9 protein-coding genes are annotated in these 17,282 nt (G+C 32.2%); 2 read left to right on the top strand and 7 right to left on the bottom strand.

Annotation, left to right across the window (positions count from 1 at the left end; genetic code table 11):
* Positions 1 to 75: 75 nt before the first annotated feature.
* The gene (typA, locus tag QLS65_RS09235; RefSeq protein WP_282712186.1) at positions 76 to 1,872 is read left to right on the top strand and encodes a translational GTPase TypA; all 1,797 of its coding nucleotides are present in this window, start codon (positions 76 to 78) and stop codon (positions 1,870 to 1,872) included.
* Positions 1,873 to 2,008: 136 nt separating this feature from the next.
* On the opposite strand, the gene QLS65_RS09230 is transcribed toward typA, so the two are convergent.
* From QLS65_RS09230 to QLS65_RS09200, 7 genes are all read right to left on the bottom strand, one after another.
* Complete coding sequence (locus QLS65_RS09230) at positions 2,009 to 4,795, bottom strand: T9SS type B sorting domain-containing protein (RefSeq protein ID WP_282716994.1); 2,787 nt, start codon at positions 4,793 to 4,795, stop codon at positions 2,009 to 2,011.
* A gap of 65 nt (positions 4,796 to 4,860) precedes the next feature.
* Complete coding sequence (locus QLS65_RS09225) at positions 4,861 to 9,339, bottom strand: T9SS type B sorting domain-containing protein (RefSeq protein WP_282716992.1); 4,479 nt, start codon at positions 9,337 to 9,339, stop codon at positions 4,861 to 4,863.
* A gap of 24 nt (positions 9,340 to 9,363) precedes the next feature.
* Complete coding sequence (locus QLS65_RS09220; protein ID WP_282716990.1) at positions 9,364 to 11,691, bottom strand: T9SS type B sorting domain-containing protein; 2,328 nt, start codon at positions 11,689 to 11,691, stop codon at positions 9,364 to 9,366.
* An 11-nt stretch (positions 11,692 to 11,702) separates the two neighbouring features.
* The gene (locus QLS65_RS09215) at positions 11,703 to 12,539 is read right to left on the bottom strand and encodes an ABC transporter permease (protein ID WP_099715911.1); all 837 of its coding nucleotides are present in this window, start codon (positions 12,537 to 12,539) and stop codon (positions 11,703 to 11,705) included.
* Between the two features lie 70 nt (positions 12,540 to 12,609).
* Positions 12,610 to 13,506, bottom strand: a complete 897-nt coding sequence (locus QLS65_RS09210; protein ID WP_282717172.1) for an ABC transporter ATP-binding protein — start codon at positions 13,504 to 13,506, stop codon at positions 12,610 to 12,612.
* Positions 13,507 to 13,572: 66 nt separating this feature from the next.
* On the bottom strand, positions 13,573 to 13,974 hold the full coding sequence (locus tag QLS65_RS09205) for a response regulator (protein WP_282716987.1): 402 nt from the start codon (positions 13,972 to 13,974) through the stop codon (positions 13,573 to 13,575).
* A complete protein-coding gene (locus QLS65_RS09200; protein ID WP_282716985.1) occupies positions 13,964 to 15,793 on the bottom strand; it encodes a PAS domain S-box protein in 1,830 nt (609 codons plus the stop codon). Before QLS65_RS09200 ends, QLS65_RS09205 begins: the two co-directional genes overlap by 11 nt.
* Before the next feature lie 408 nt (positions 15,794 to 16,201).
* Here QLS65_RS09200 and QLS65_RS09195 point away from each other — a divergent pair, with 408 nt between their 5' ends.
* Positions 16,202 to 17,269 (top strand): hypothetical protein, encoded by a 1,068-nt coding sequence (locus QLS65_RS09195; RefSeq protein ID WP_282712175.1) that lies wholly within the window; start codon positions 16,202 to 16,204, stop codon positions 17,267 to 17,269.
* Positions 17,270 to 17,282 lie beyond the last annotated feature (13 nt).

The raw sequence follows: 17,282 nt of genomic DNA, 5'->3' as shown, positions 1-17,282 counted from the left end.
AGAATATGTAAACTATTGTATAAATATTTTTTATATCAAAATAAAGTGTACCTTTGCACCCATTAAAAATCACAGATGGAATCTATTAGAAACATTGCAATTATTGCCCACGTCGATCACGGTAAAACAACTTTGGTTGATAAAATTATGTATCACTGTCAGTTATTTCGTGACAACGAAAACACAGGTGACTTAATCCTTGATAACAACGACTTAGAGCGTGAAAGAGGTATTACCATTACTTCAAAGAATGTTTCGGTAGTATACAAAGGAACAAAAATCAACATTATTGATACCCCTGGTCACGCCGATTTTGGTGGTGAAGTTGAGCGTGTATTGAACATGGCTGATGGTGTTTGTCTACTAGTAGATGCTTTTGAAGGACCAATGCCACAAACTCGTTTTGTATTACAAAAAGCTATTGATTTAGGTCTTAAACCTTGTGTTGTAATCAATAAAGTTGATAAAGAAAACTGTACTCCGGAAGAAGTGCATGAAAAAGTTTTCGACTTAATGTTTGAATTAGGTGCTGAAGAGTGGCAATTGGATTTTCCAACTGTTTATGGTTCTGCTAAAAACAACTGGATGTCTGATCATTGGGAAAACGTAACTGATAATGTAGAAGCATTGTTGGACATGGTTATTGAAAATGTACCAGCTCCTAAAGTTTCTGAAGGAACTCCACAAATGTTGATTACTTCGTTAGACTTCTCTGCTTTTACAGGTCGTATCGCTATTGGTCGTCTTGAGAGAGGTGTGTTGAATGAAGGTATGCCAATCTCATTAGTAAAAAGAGATGGTACTGTAATGAAATCTAGAATTAAAGAATTACATACTTTTGAAGGTCTTGGGCGTAAAAAAGTACAACAAGTAATTGCTGGAGATATTTGTGCAATTATTGGTGTTGAAGGATTTGAAATTGGAGATACTATCGCTGATTTCGAAAATCCAGAAGCTTTAGCAACAATTGATATTGATGAGCCTACTATGAGTATGTTGTTTACAATTAATGACTCTCCTTTCTTTGGTAAAGAGGGTAAATTTGTAACTTCTCGCCATATTAGAGATCGTTTGACAAAAGAATTAGAGAAAAATTTAGCAATGAAATTGGGTGAAACTGATTCAGCTGATAAGTTTATGGTTTTTGGACGTGGAGTACTTCACTTATCTGTTCTTATTGAAACAATGAGAAGAGAAGGGTATGAGTTACAAATCGGTCAACCACAAGTTATCATTAAAGAAATTGATGGTAAAAAATGTGAGCCAATTGAGGAATTGACAATCGATTTACCAGAAACTCTTTCAGGTAGAGCGGTTGAGTTCGTTACAATGCGTAAAGGTGAAATGCTGAGTATGGAAACTAAAGGTGAGCGTATGATTGTAAAATTTAATATTCCATCACGTGGAATTATTGGATTGCGTAATCAATTGCTTACTGCCACTGCTGGTGAGGCTATTATGGCGCACCGTTTTATTGGATACGAACCTTATAAAGGAGAAATTTCAGGACGTAACAAAGGCTCATTGATTTCCATGGAAAAAGGGAAAGCTATTCCTTATTCTATCGATAAATTACAAGATCGTGGTAAGTTTTTTGTTGAACCAAATGCAGAAATTTACGAAGGTCAGGTAATTGGAGAAAACTCTCGTGGTGATGATATGTGTGTGAACGTGACTAAAGAGAAAAAACAATCTAACGTTCGTTCTTCTGGAAATGATGAAAAAGCAAGGATTATTCCTCCGATTATTTTCTCATTAGAAGAAGCTTTAGAGTACATTCAAAAAGATGAATATGTTGAGGTAACGCCAAAATCTATTCGATTGAGAAAAATATATTTGACTGAAACAGATAGAAAAAGATTTAAATTCTAATTCTATCTTTATAAGATTCAAAAAGCCATTCATTTATTTGAATGGCTTTTTTTATGTTTGTTTAGTAACTTCTTCTGTCGAATTTATTATTAGAAACGTAATTAAAAAGTAGTTAAGGTAATAAATGAAATTCTTATTATCTTTTCAAACTAAAATGACTTTTAGCTTCTCTTCCGTCTTCAAGTTTTATAGTGAACCAATAATCAGCTGCGGGTAATGGTTCCTTTAAGAAAGTACCATCCCAACCAAGACTTGAAGGAGATAATTGTGTCAATAATTTCCCATATCGATCAAAAATGTATATTATTGCATTTTCATAAAGACTACTATTTATTCCTTTCAAATTCCAATAATCATTGTATCCATCACCATTAGGAGTAAAGAATTTAGGAGCATTTAATACAGTAAAGGCTTTTTTTGTTTGTCCACATCCATTATTGTTTTCCACAATTAATTCGTGAAAACCACCTGGTACGTTTTCAAAAAGAGTTGAAGCTTGAAAAGAAGTTTCAGTTCCATTTTCGTATTGAATCATATATTTATAATCACTGGGATTATCAAGTTTAATTATAACTTGATTTGTTTGCTGTAAATCATGTATAATTATAGTATTTATTTTTGCCAAATAAGATAGAGTTACAATGCATTTTCGTGTAGTAGTACAGCCTGATTTATTTTTTACAGTTACGTTATATTCACCTTCTTTGTTAATAGATATGGTAGGAGTTGTTTCGCCTGTTGACCATAAATAAGTGAAATCACTGGTCCTAGCCGGGGCTAAAATTCCTGCATTTAATAGTATAGAAGGATTTACAAGTCCTTCACATAAAATTATATTTTCTAAAATATTAATTTTTGGAGATGACTCGACTATAATTTCAAAATTTCCAGTTCCATAACAACCTTCAGCGTTTTCAGCCCGAATGAATACTGTTTTAGATTCAGAAACAAAAGGCTCTTTGATCTCATTTATTCCCATTGAGGCATCCTCTTCATTTGAATAAAAAAACAAACGCACATCTGAAGGTAAATTCAATTCGGTTTTTATTAAATCTTTTTTCGGTTCTAAGTCAAATGATCCTTTTCCATCACCAAGATCACATTCATGCATTGCTTCAGGTAATAATGATAAGTTTTTGTTAGCATGCAAAATAACTGTTCCTATACTGTAGCAACTTGAATTTGGTTGGGTGACTTTTGCGTATAAAAGCTCATCTGGAACACTATTTCGATAGTTTGCAGGAATGGATTGAGTGTTAGTTAAATCATTTTCAGCATCGTTCGCGTTATGATAATAATATACTTTAAAATCTTTTTCATATAAACTAATTGGCTCATTAGCAAGAGCTAAATTAAATAAAGCTAATCCATCAGTAGGAGTACTGTCTTGTGTGTCACATTGTGTTAACTTGTAAGTTGTTGAAAGTATTTTCGGAGCATCATAAATTGTAATTGTTTTTTCAAGAGGCTCTCTGTCTTCCCCGTTTACAGTTTTTATTAGTGTTACTTTATAATCACCAGCTTGAGCATAAGTATGATAGGCATCAATATCGGTGGAGGTAAATCCATCACCAAAATCCCAAAGTACACTGTCAATTTTTTCGACAGAGTTACTATAAAAATGAGTAGCGCCACCTAAACAATTGAATTCATAATTAAAGGAATATAAGAATAAAGAAGTGATGAATGGGGGTAAGCCTAATTTGGCTTTTTTTCCACCTAAATCAATTTCGTTTTGTGAGTAATTACAGTTAGAACCATCTAATTCAGGGTTGTTTATAACTGATAATTTATCGCTGTTATCATTTCCATTAGAATTGTAACCAGAGCGGTATATTTTTTCGTCAAGAGCTAGTTGTAATGCTCCAGCTGTATATAATGAAGTATTTACAATTACTTTCGAAGCAATAATATTCATGCTTTTAAGATTAAATTGAATTAATGAGCTTCCTAAAGAAATTCCTTCAGAATCGAATAAATTTACTGTGATATATAACTTTCTTGATTTTGAAGAAAATTCTACACCGTATGGATTAGTTCCGTTAAGAATAGAAGAACCATTACTTACTTTTCCTGTAGCTGCATTAAAATCAAATAACCATACATTACCGGTATTTCGTCTAATCTCACCTTTAGGACCTAATTCATCAGTCGCTTTCAAGGAAGAATTTGCCATAGCAATTTTTTTTCCATTTGGAGATGTTTTTAGATAGCCTATAGCATTAGAAATATAACCGCCTGTTGGTACATTTAAAGATGTGGTAGTTTGAATAGGTTTTTTATCAACACCAGATGTGCTTATTTTAAAAGAGTAAAAAGTGTTTTTAAAATGGGTTATTACCCAAAACGAAATGCCATCGCCATGTTGAACAGCAGTAATTTTTTCGGAGCATTTAAATTTCACATCATCACTATCACTGGGGTCATAAGTAATGAGATGAATGTTCTTTTCTTTGATAGAGATATCTCCTAAGCCATTATTCAACCTCAAATCAACTAACGAATAATTTAATCCATTATTTGGTGGGTCCTCGTCGTTAGTGAGATTATCGTCTACATTTTTTGGATTAGGCTGATCTACTGTAAATATATAATATAAGTTTAGATTACTCGGATGTGGAACAATTATAGCTGACTGAGTACTTGAGTTATGGCCAAATAGACCATACCCATTTGGCATTACCTGATGTGATTTATCATATACTATTGATCCATCAGTATAAAATAATAGTTTTCCATTTTTATCAGAAATGGTTGTGCATCCTTCGGCAGTATTTAATTTACCATTGGTTAAAGCAATTGGACTTCCTGAATTGAAATCGAGACCGGCATTATTACCAAAATACCATATAGCCGCTTCTTTTTGTCCAAAAGAGGGAATAGTTAGAAAAAGGAAAATAAACAATAAATAATAGTATTTCATTACTATCAAATATAGTCAATATCTACAAAAAAGTAATATTTCGGATCATCAATATTACTTGTATATTATCTTTTCAAACTAAAATGTCCTTTGACTTCTCTACCTCCATCTAATTTTATGGAGTACCAATAATCGTCTGAAGATAATGACAAACCTAAAAAGGTACCATCCCAACCTTGACCAGAAGGAAGAATTTGTTTTAATAGCTTACCGTAACGATCAAAAATATAAATGACTGACTTTTCATTGAAATTTTCATTCACTCCTTTTACATTCCAATAGTCATTGTAGCCATCTCCGTTTGGAGTAAAAAATTTTGGAACACCAATCACAGCAATTGTTTTACTTACAGTTCCACAACCATTTTTATCATTAATGTATACTTCATGAATTCCGGCAGTTACATTATCAAAGAAATTAGAATCTTGAAAAGGCCCTGAAGGAGCATCCAGACTATATTCATACTCTCCTAGTCCGGTTACATTTACTGTAACTGAGTTTACATCTGATAAATCAATAATTGAAATACTTGTTATTACTGCTATATCTGAGGCTGTCACCTTTATTGTTCGGATTCTACTACAACCAGCTACTGAACTAACTTCTACGGTATAATTACCTTGTGCGTTTACATTCAATGTTGCACCAGTCTCATTCGTTAAAACTACATTATCTTTTGTCCAAACATACGTATAGTCAGTACTGGAAGTGCCATCTTGAATTCCGGAATCTAATCTCACAAAGAAAGTAGGAAGGTTCGAGCATACTAATTCATTTTCTTCAAAATCAGCGTTTGTATCAATATTAGGTTTTGGATTTACTGTCAAAGTAACTCTTGGACTCAAACCATAACATGCATTGTCTGATGTGCTTTCCACACGAACCCAAATTTTTTGTTCGTTTGCATATCCAACGTTTCTATAATTTGATGTATTTGTTATTTCATCATTCTCTGAAAAGGCATCAGCTTCATTTTTATAAAATTTTATTGAATAAGAAGAACTCGATGAAGGAAGAATAGCTAAAATATCAGTGGTTACACTACTAAAATCAAAAGTTGCAATTCCATCAGTATCATCATTTTCTTCTCCTAAGTCATCACAAGTAGAAAAAGTACGACTGAATGAAGCTGGAATTTGTGTAGTAGAAACTATTAAGTTAATTTGAACTATACTACTACATTCATTAGTGTTTTTTACTCTGGCCCAAACCGGCATGCCACCTGAGATTGTATTTGTAAAAGCTAAAGGATTAGATATTAATTTTCCCATGTCAGCTGTTTCAGCTCCCAATTGTGATGTATAATAGGTAAAAGTTTCGGAAGTATAATTTGACGATATCACATTATTTTTTATCGTTAAATTAAAATCAGAGAAACCATCTGTATCGTCATCACATTGAACTATTGTGACCGTATTGACTACAGGTAAGGTATAAATTGTCAAAGTAGTTTCGGAAGAAATCAAACCACATGAATTTCCAATTTTATCCAATTTCACTCTGTATTTATAACCATTCATTGCGTTAGTCACTTTTATCAGTGTTAAGGTTTGTGCTTTAGCATTCTGATAAGTAGCATTATTTATAATATTGTTCCAAGTTATTCCGTCAGTTGACAACTGCCATTGATAGGTATTTCCACCATTGTCAAGAACTGTAATTGTTGTGTTTTCTAGCTCACAAGTTGGTTTTGCCTGAGGTTGAGATGTGATTGCTATTGGCGCCGCAATTACATAATTGTTATTTGGAGTTGTATAACCCACACCGCTCGTTACTTTTCCTTTGCCGTTAACAGTAACGGGATTATTTCCTACTGTTCCATCATTGTTAGGGTCATTAAAACCAGCCTCGATAACATCAAAACAAACATCATTATCACTATCCAAATCGATGTGATTAAATGTTCCATCTGAATCGGTGTCAGTAACGGTATAATTTAGTTTACCACTATCCGGACTCGTTTCAAGTCCGTCAAATAAACCATTTGTACCAAAAATAGCAGTTGGGCCGTCTATAATTCCATCGTTATTAAGATCAATTGCAGTACTGCCTGATTCAATTAAGTCAAAAATTCCGTCGTTATCACTGTCTAAATCTAGTAAATCATAAACAACAGAAAAAGTATTGAAGACGTCATTGTCTGTGTTAATTCGTGTTAATCCGGGTTCAAAAGCATTGTCAAGGCCATCTTTATTTGAATCAGTTCCAGAAAAGATTTTAAAACCTTTTCCTTGTGCTTCAATAGTATCAGGAATTCCATCATTATCACTGTCTATGTCTAATAAATCTGGAATCGTATCAGAATCAGAATCAAAATTTTCTGTACGGTTAATCATGAAAATAGCTTTATTAACAGCTGTTTCGGATAGATTATTATGAGTTAATTTTACTGAATTAGTGAGATAAGAAGAAAACTGAAAGCTACCTAAACCAGGCGTTAATGGTGTTGTACTATTTAATCTAAATCGGATTTCGAAGGAAGAAAACTCGGTTACGCCACTTTCAAAAATCCCATCATAATTAGTATCAACAAGCAATTGATTTTGTGGATTTGTTAAAGTAATGGTTTTATCTGCCTGCACTTGTAAAATAAAATCACCATCTGCGTTTATATATTCTGTAATAGCGGTAGTTTGCGTAGGATTGTCTTGTGCTATATAGCGAATGTTGATAGTCTCATTTTTTGTGAGATTCAGATTGTAAGTAACATTATTTGTTATACCAGCAGGAACTTCTGAAACAAATCCGTAAAATGGTTTTCCCGTAATGGTTCCGCTTCCCGTAATTGTAGCAGTATAATCAGAACTTGAGGTAGTATTTGACTGGTTTAACAGCGAAATATTGGCTTCAAGATTGTTTAGGATACCATCATTATCTAAGTCGATATCAATATTATTATTAGTTCCATCATTATCTGAATCTAATGGGCAGTCGCTGACCGGAATCTTGTCAGAGAAAATAGGAACTGTAGTCGGGCAACCCACAATACTTCCTTTTACCTGATAATAACCAGGTTGAGTAGGGGTGTATGAATTTAAATTTGCACCCATAATTGGATTGTCATTAAAATACCACTGAAAAGTATCGTATGATGATAAAGTACTAATTTTTAAAACAACATTTGGGATACATGCTGAATTAGACACTGTAATTTTATCAGTTACTATTTCTGGTTTCGTATCAAAACCTGAATAATAACCGCCATAAGTAGCCGCGCCATTTGTTCCAAAGTAAGAAACATAAACTTGCCTAGTAGATTTTACAGCAATATTCCCAGTTTGATTAAAAACGGTATATCTCACATAATTTGTATTTCCTGTTACAGCTACAGGAGGGCTTGAGATAGCAATGTTGTTTATGGTTACAGTTGCACCTGCTTCGGTTACAATATTTAATCCACCATTATAAAGTGTATTTCCTATCGATTCAATAGAAGGGATATTATCAACAATGCTTGGCGTAGCACAATTTAAGGGCGGTACAAAAAATAAATTTTGATTTGCTGATGAAAAATCTCCACCAATACTCTGATAAGCAGATGCGTTTTCAGAGGTTAAGACGTGTAAATTGCCATCTATAAATTGGCTTCCGTCAATAACGGTATATTGTCCTTTATTAATAGTGGCAAAAGCTATCGCTGATCCATTAACGAAAACTTTGGTATTGTCAACATTAGCAATTAATAAAACTCGCTCTAATTCATCAGTTCCAAGTCCTTTTACAAATATATATTCTGTACCGGTTTTTTCGGTTGGAACAATTTGGTCAAAACCTACATCTCTGCCAATGGGATTTCCTTGAGTATTAACAATAGTACTGTTACTACCTCCAAAAGAACCCGAATTGACAACTACAGGTTTATCAGATTCTACTAAGGCACCAATCATAGTTGAACTGTTAGAAACTGTATTGTTATAATTTTCCAAAGCCAGAATATAACTTTCATTTTTGCCTAAAGTAACAGTTATAGGTCCAGCTATAATGGTTCCATCTGATAGTATTGACCCTATTGGAATGTTTGAAATAGTGACTTTAGTATTATTTTCTGTTGATAGTATCGAAGCAAAATTTAATACACTTTGATCGTAAACCGGATTTAGCATGGCTCCTAGCCTAAATTCTCTCCCTAAGGCACTATTTCCCTTTGAGACAAGTCCACCCGCATGATTATAGGAATTATTTTGAGAAGAAAAACCAGCATTAACCCTAACACTTACATAAATTAAATCTTCGGCCTCAACTATATATCCTTTGTTGGTTACAATTCCAATATTAGTTTTTGGAGTGAACAACTGTGTGTTTTGTCCTTGACCAATAGAATAGATATACGGAGTAGTATTTTTGACTACACCAGTAATTATGCTACCTCCGTTTTCTATAATTTTAAAATTAACATCGGAAGTGCTTGGTGTTGATATATATAAATAATGATCACCTGCTAAATTTGTTGCACAGGTCAATGGCGGGATATAGTGTGTTTTGCTAAACTGCGAAAAACAACTTATGGAAAAAAGGGTAATGAGTAATAGTAATATTTTTTTCATTTGCTAAAAATAGCAAAATTTAGATTATCTTTTTAATGAAAAATGACCTTTTATTATTTTGCCGTTTTCTAAATTCAAATGAAACCAATAATCATCTGTGGGCAATGTAAATCCGTTAAAAGTACCATTCCATCCTATATCTGAAGAGACTAATTGTTTTAATAATTTTCCGTAACGGTCAAAAATGAATAAAGTTGATTGAGGTAAATTATCCAGATTTTTAATTTGCCAAATATCATTATAACCATCGTTGTTAGGCGTAAAATAACGTGGGTAATCTAAAACATATGCCACAAACGGAATTGATAAACCACAGCCATTTTTATCTCTGGCATAAACTAAATATTCTCCGGGTGCAACTCCGTTAAACATTGGACTATCCTGAAAATAAGATCCATCTATAGAAAATTCATAATCTCCAATTCCAGTATATTCAATTGATATTGAATTTTCATTTCTTTCAAAATCATTCACTGTTACTCCGGTAATTGTAGCAATTCCAGAAACAGCTACAAGGTGTTTTTTTGTTTTTTGGCAACCATCAAAACTCGTAACGGTTACTGAATAATCGCCCGGAGTATTAACTGTTATGGTGTTTGAAGTCGCTCCAGTATTCCACAAATAGCTAGAAAACCCAGAATTTACGGTTAGGTTAATCGAGCTTGTCTCGCACAAAACAAAAGTTTCATCTTGAAAATTTGGAGGGTCAAAGGTGTTTACTACAAGTGTAATGGGAGTAATTGCATAACAGTCAGGACCATTTACGATTCGGGCATAAATAATTTGTTGGGTTTCCACAGTGTTTTTAAAAATATTTGATAACTGATTTTGTTGGGCTATGGCATCCGTTGGGTTTAAATAATACTCTACAATTAAGCCGGCTGGTAAACCCATAACTACCTGTGGCGTTACTTGAGTGTTTAAATCAAATTGTGATAAACCATCATTTGTACCATCAGTGTCACAAGTTGAAATTGGATTTTGAACTGCAATAGCGTTATTGGAAATAATCAGCCTTACCTCGGCATAATTTGCGCATTTAAATGAATTGCTCACTCTTGCAAATACAGACTGGTTAACTAATTTGTTGCTATATGTTGTGGGATTAGCAATTGGATTAATTTGTCCTTGAGCATCGACCAAAGTCTCATAATAAACAACAGGACTTAAATTGCTATTATTGTTTTTTACAATGGCATCGACTTTAGTTAAGTTAAAAATAGATATTCCGTCATTATCAATGTCGCATTGCGAAAGCGAGGTGTCATTCAAATCAATTTCTGAAGTAAATTCAAATTTTATGTCTTCGGTAGCAATACAGCTGGGTGTCAATAGTACTTCAACTCTGTAAATACCAGGACTTGTAACGGTATAAGTAGGAGAAGTATCTGTCAATTCAACATTGTCTTTAAACCATTTATAAGTATAGCCAGATAGTAAATTAGGGTTTATAATATAGCTTTCGCCAAAACAAATAGGATTGTTTGTCGCTAATAATCGGTCTGGTCCCAAATCAATTTTTGGCAAAAAACTACCTGCTTCAAGAAAAACTGCTGAGTCATAATCTTCATTTTCATCATCAGCAATTACTAGTTTTATATGGTATGTTTTTCCTGCTACAACATTTGTTTGCGCTGTTAATACCTTAGTTTGACCACTGTAATTTATAGGACTGGAGAGATTGTTAAATCCGTTAAAGTAAGTTTCGTTTATTGATGGACAACCAGGTCTAACGTTTCCTTGAGTATCAGTAATTGGATTTATTAAGGGGTGAACATTTACGGATGAAACAGGAGTTGTAGTATTGGGTAGCACGGCTAAATTTTCATAAGTGCTTGTGCCAATTTCTTTGATTAAAAAGGCAAATCCATCAGAAAATTCACAAGGGAAATAAGATTGATACTCATTAGATGCAAAGATGTAATTAAAACTTATAAAATTAGTTAATGGAACGAAATCAAATTCTAAAATTGTGGCATTTATTGTATTTGTTATTCCTAATGCTTGCTCTAAATCTGAATCACCTAACCATGATTTATTTCCTCCTCCTCGAGTGGAAACGTAGGGACCTTCAGAATTCTTGCTACTCCAAGTACTCAGAAGAACGCCTTGTGTAAAAGGAAAACTACTTGCTCCGGAATTAAAATACCCGTAGCTGTTTTGACCACCGGAAAATGTATCTCCTTTTACACTAATAGCAGAAACATTAGCACAAGAACTATTAACTAAAATATTTTCAACAAGTTGTTGTGCCGTAAAAGAGTCATTTACTGAAATAGATTGTGCGGTTGCATCACATACAGCGCAACTAATAAAAATATAAAATAATATTATTTTTACACATTTCATCATGTGTAAAGATACTACAAATCTCTATTTTTTAATAATCGATGGGAAAGGAAAATGAAAATCGCAGTCCAAAATAATACAATAATAATAGACGATATACTCACATCGTATTCTTTAATATTATCCAAACCAATTTGGGTTCCCAGATTTTTTACGACTGATAATCTGCTAAAAGGTTCCACTATTAAATTCGACATGGATTGCAAAGGCAAAAACTGAGTAATTGATGCTGCCGTCGTACTATTTGGGAATACTTTAAAAGTCAAAACACCATTGATAATTCCTTCGATGATATTCCAAACCAAAAGAAATCCAAGTGCAAAAGCAGAACGTTTTACCAATATTCCTAAAAATAAACAGAATGAGAAAAAACCAACCAGTTTGACAAAATAAGCTAAAAGGTATTCTAAATCAGAGAAAACGATACTAAATTCAGTGTAGGAAGAATAGCTAAGCCCTAAAATGAGTGACATTATAAAAACAAAAATAGTGGATACTGTAGCAAACAAAACGACCGTTAGAAATTTAGATTGAATAAATTCTTTTTTACTCATTCCATCAATTAAGTTTTGTTTTAGTGTTCCATAACTATACTCATTTGCCATCATGGAGACAATTACTATCGCTAAAAATAATTTTAATATGGCCGCGATATAGGTGTTGAAATGCCATATAAAAGGGAAATTAAAAATTCCCATTTCAGCAAGGTGAAATTTAAAAATACCAAGATCAAATTTTATGGAAGCTATTAAAGCTATGAAAGTTAAGAGAATAAAATAAGCCAATGTTAAAACACGACTGGCTTTGTTTTTCCAAATTTTTTGTAATTCTATTGAGAGTAATCTTTTCATTTTAGAGTATTAGATTGTTAGACTATTGGATTTTTAGAATTTATTTGTATTGAAATTCTAATTGAAATTGTTATTGATTTTTAGTCAGTTCTAAAAATTGTTCCTCTAAGCTGTTTTTACGTTTTACCAAATGATTTAGTACGATATTTTTTTCAAAAAGAAATCGATTCAATTCCTTAGCTTCCAAATCATTTTTTAAATAAACTAAAACTTTCCCTTCCTCATTTACTACATTTTTAATTGCAGGATGAGTTGTAACCGCCAGGATTAAATTTTCAGTATCATCAGCTTGCAATTCAAAAAAGCCTTCATTTGCTGACATACCATCCACTAAACCAGTGTATAGGATTTCGCCTTTTCTTAAAACCAAAACATGGGTACATACTTTTTCTACTTCGTCCAATAAATGAGAAGCGAGTAAAATAGTAGTTCCTTTTGAGGCAATTTGTTTAATGATGTCTCTAATTTGATGAATCCCTTGAGGGTCTAAACCGTTTGTGGGTTCATCAAGAATTAAAATTTCTGGATCATTCAGTAGGGCAGAAGCAATGGCTAACCGCTGTTTCATTCCCAAAGAAAAAGTACTGAATTTACTGTTTTGTCGATCTACTAAACCTACTAATTCAAGTTTTTCATTGACTTTTGCATAGTTGATTCCTTTAATTTTACAAACCAGTTCTAAGTTTTCCTTAGCAGTCATGTAAGGATAGAAATTTGGTCTTTCTATAATGGCACCTACTTTTTTTAGAGCCTCATGCGTTTCCATTGAACCGCTAAACCAGCTGTATTCTCCGGAGGTTTTGTTAACTACGTTTAAAACAATGCCTAAAGTTGTTGATTTTCCGCTTCCGTTAGGGCCCAAAATTCCGTATACATTGCCTTTATGTATGTCGAAAGAAACGTTTTTTAAGGCTTGAAGTGAGCCATAACGTTTGTTGATATTTTTGATAGAAAGTATAGTTTCCAATGGGTTCATCTTTTTGATTTAATAATAGGACGAACAAGATAGGAAATTGTTACTGCTAAACTTAAATTAGTTTATTTTTGAAATTAGTTTGCATAGCATATCTAATTTGTTTGCAGTGATAGGTTTCATGATATAATCTTTTATCACATCATATTTTTTTGCCATTTCTATATCAGCAGGGTCGATTGACGAGGTCATGATAAAAATTGAAATTTCTTTTTTTATAGGTAAATGAATAAATTCATCCAAAAACTGCCATCCATCCATCACCGGCATATTTAAATCAAGTAAAATAGCATCAGGTAGAATTTCACTATCATCCCAATTTTCTTTTAATTTATCAATGGCAAATTGAGCATTATTAAAGGAATGGATTTCTTCGCAAAACTTACTTTTAGAGATGAGAATACTCATCAATTTCACGGTTAGTTTGTCATCATCGATAATGTATGTTAATTTATTGTTCATTTAAATAAATTTTAAAATTAGTACCGTGACCCACTTCGCTTTCAACTTCAATTTTTCCATCCATAGCTTCGAGTTGATTTTTGGTTATAAATAATCCAATTCCTTTTGCATTTTCGTTACCATGAAATGTTTTATACATCCCAAAAAGTTTATGTTTATTTTTTTTCAAATCTAAGCCTAACCCATTGTCTCTAAAGTTAATAATAGTGTAATCTTTAATGATTTCGTAACTAATTTCTAAAGTAGCTTTCCGGTCAGGAGATTTATATTTAATGGCATTTGTGAATAAATTCAGCAAAATGCTATCTAAGTATGCTGGAATTACATTAACAATCAGATTTTCTGGAATTGTATGCGTAATCGTTATTTGACTATCTTTTATGGCTAAACTTAAAGCCATTCTTGTTTTTTCAATTTCATTTTTTAACTGAATCTTAGTCTTTTCAATATTTGTTTTTTGTTGAATGGTAATAATTTCATTCAAATATTCAATTGATTCTGATAGTTTTTCTGTTCCTTCTTTAAATAAATCAAAATAAGAAAGTTTTTCATCAATATCATCGGTATTTTCAATTACATCCACTACCATTGATAAATTACTTGTGTGTGAGCGTATGTTGTGGGAAACAATATGGGTAAAATTATATAATTTATTGTTTTGACTACTGGTTACATCCAATAAGCGTTTAAGTTCAAACTCTTTTTCAATTCGTTGGGTTACGTTTCTACCAACACCAACAAAATTGATGAAATTATTATTACTGTCAAACACGGTAGTTATATTTAATTCAAACCAATATTTCTCGTTTTTTTTATTGTAATTAAGTATTGTGATTTTGATACTTTCTTTGTTTTTAATTGCTTTTCTCATTAATAATGAAGCGTTTAAATCAGTTTCAGGGCCTTTGGATAAATAACCAGGTTTTTTTCCTATTATTTCCTCCATATTTAAACCGGTAAGATCTAAATAGGCTTGATTTGCCCATACTGCTTCTCCTTTTTCATTTGCTATTACAATGGTATCTGTAGTTTCAGAAGCCGCAAGCGATAGTAAACTCAATTTAGCTTCAACGTTCTTTCTTTCGCTAATGTCTCTAATGAAACAAACTAAATACTTTATGTTGTCGACTTGAAATATTTTTCCGGAAGCTATTTCAACAGGAATTGTTTCTCCTAATTTTGTTTTGATATACGTTTCATTTACGGTATATTCATTTCGTGTTAGATTATATTTCAAGAATAACCGAAGCTCTGTCCTTAACTCAACCGGAAATAATTTTGAATTATGTAAACCCTTTAATTCAGAATTATTGTATCCAGTAAGTTCTGATGATCGGGGATTACAGTCAGTAATTACCCCATTTGACGTGTCAATAATAAAAATGGCATCATTGGCACTGGAAAAAATCGAAGAAAATTTTTCTACATTTAACTGTAGCTCATTGATTAGATTCTGTTCATTTGTTATGTCTTGGAATGTACCCAATAAATTTAGAGGTTTTCCGTCAATAATTTCTACTTGGCAAATACATTCAATATACCTGATGTTGTTTTTAGCTGTAGTAATCTGAAATTTATCATTAAATGAAATTCCTTCATTGATCGCTTTTTCGATAAGTACCTTAATTCGATCTCTATTTTCACCTTCTGTATAAAAATTTATGCCGTTTCCATTTACCGGTTCAAAATCTTCAGGAACTTCAAGAATACATTTCGTAACAGCATCCCAAAAAACGTCATTGGTTTGCAGGTTCATTTTCCATATTCCAATTTTGGCTGATTGCGCGGCCTTGAAATAGAGTTCAAGCTTATCTATCATCAGTAGGGTTTATATATTTTTAATAGTCTTGGGGATAATCAAATATAAAATTTAAATCTTTGAGCTAACTATTTTTAACATAAAAAACTACTGACTTGTAATTTTATTTTATTTAAAAAAATGTAATACGTTCTTTTTTAGTTGTTTGCGTTTTTTATTATAAATTTTAAAAAAATATAAAAGCCATTTTTTATATCTAATAATTAAGTAGTTATGGTTTATTTTTGATTTTTTAGTCTTTTTTAGTGCTTATGGTATACCTTTATTTGGTTTTAAAACAGAAAATCAAAATGGTATTCGAAACCCTTTTTCATTTCTGATTACTAAGTAGTTTGAAAACACATATTTAAAAAGGAATACCCTTCAACGACTTAATTTATTGTAATTTTGTAACAAATTATTTTTCAAATGAGTAGTGAGCCAGTAATGCTTTTTAAAAAACCATCCTATCCCATAAACAAATCACTTTTGGAATACTTGGAGCGTTTTGACCGTTTATCAAAAGTTTCTATTTTTTACGATGACTTATTGCGTTTTTCAGGATCTGTGAACGTTTATGATAAAAATGACGAAGATACTTTATGGATTCGGGTGTATTATAACGAATTTGAAAGGCAAGAAATTGATTTGAATCTAAAAAAAATCTATTCCTTGCTCCATTCTGATGGTAATCTGGGGATTATTAAATTTTTGAATGTGGATTCCATTGACTACTGCACTTTTGGGAACTCGAAGCCATTTCGAATAAAAGTCAGAAATATTCTGAATGACAATTACACTCATTTTTATATCAAGAAAGCAGATGCTTCCCGTATTTACGGACTTGAATTAGAACATATTTTATCTCCGGATAAAATAAATTTTTTAGTGTACAATGACACTTTGATAGAGGAGCATATCATGGGAATTCCTGGTGATGTTTTTATAAAAACACTTTTGGCAGATTGTACCGAAACTGAAAAATCACAAATTGCAAAAGAGTTTGTGAAATTCAACGAGCGTTGCATGATACGATTATTGGGAGACATGCGTTCCTATAATTATGTAATTGTTCCTACACATGATTTTGACCACGTTGTTTATAAAATACGTGCTATCGATTTTGACCAGCAATGTTACGAAGGGAATTTTAAAGTCTACCGACCTCAATTTTTCAAAGAAAATTATCCAATGGTAAAATTAGTTAAAGACAAACTTCAAAACAGTTCAATCGAGCAATACAAAGACGAAGAAAGAGCGGTTCTTGCCAAAAGAATTCATTCTGCCGAGAATCGTATCAAAAGATTATTGCAAATTATGGGAAATGATGTTATTGCTCCAGAAGAACATTTGAAGCAATTGCAGTTAGAATTGTACCGTTACACGAATGATTTGAATTTTAAAAAAGCAAAATCTATGGGTAATATCATGAGTGCTGCTTTTGAATTTATTACGAGAAACTTTAAAAACACAAATTTATTTAAAACGGAATTTTAGTCTTTTTATAAAT

The organism is Flavobacterium algoritolerans, assembly GCF_030010385.1.
Taxonomy (GTDB): Bacteria; Bacteroidota; Bacteroidia; order Flavobacteriales; family Flavobacteriaceae; genus Flavobacterium; species Flavobacterium algoritolerans.
This window is presented reverse-complemented; position numbering and strand designations above follow the sequence as displayed.